This window comes from Agromyces bauzanensis, assembly GCF_014645655.1.
Classification (GTDB): Bacteria; Actinomycetota; Actinomycetes; order Actinomycetales; family Microbacteriaceae; genus Agromyces; species Agromyces bauzanensis.
In genome coordinates, this window is the sequence record NZ_BMMD01000085.1 from 1 (window position 1) to 635 (window position 635).

The 635-nt window shown below is 71.5% G+C and carries 1 protein-coding gene; it reads right to left on the reverse strand.

The genetic code is table 11. From position 1 onward, the window contains the following. On the reverse strand, positions 1 to 635 hold a 635-nt coding region (locus IEX31_RS18520; RefSeq protein WP_188744852.1), incomplete at both ends, for an MmgE/PrpD family protein.

Genomic DNA, 635 nt, shown 5'->3' on the forward strand with positions numbered 1-635 from the left:
CCGCCGAGGAGCCACGCGATCACGCCGTCCTCACCCTCGTAGATCGGGGTGGGGCTGGTCTGGCCGCGCATCGCACGGTCGACCGCCTCGACGGCCATCTTCCCGGCGAACGCCGGAGCGTGCGCCTTCCACGACGAGATCTCGCCCTTCCGCGACTGCCGGGTCGCGGTCGTGGTGTGCAGGGCCTGGCCGATCGACTGGAAGATCGTCTCCTGGTCGAGGCCGAGCAACGTGCCGATACCGGCCGCCGCGCTCGGCCCCAAGTGGGCGACGTGGTCGATCTTGTGCTCGTGCAGCGAGATCGCCTTCACCAGGTCGATCTGGACCTCATACCCCGTCGCGATGCCCCGCACCACGTCACGGCCGGTCAGGCCACGTCCCGCAGCCAGGTGCTGCGCCACCGCCACGATCGGCGGGATGTTATCGCCCGGATGCGAGTACTCCGCCGCCAGGAACGTGTCGTGGAAGTCGAGCTCGCGCACCGCGACCCCGTTCGCCCACGCCGCCCACTCGGGACTCGTACGACGCGCGGCATCCGCTCCGAACACCGTGGCGCCGTCGCCGCCGATCGAGACCGGATGTGCGAGCGCCTGGCTGCGCGCCGACACCACCGGCTTGCGCGCGAGCGCGGCCGC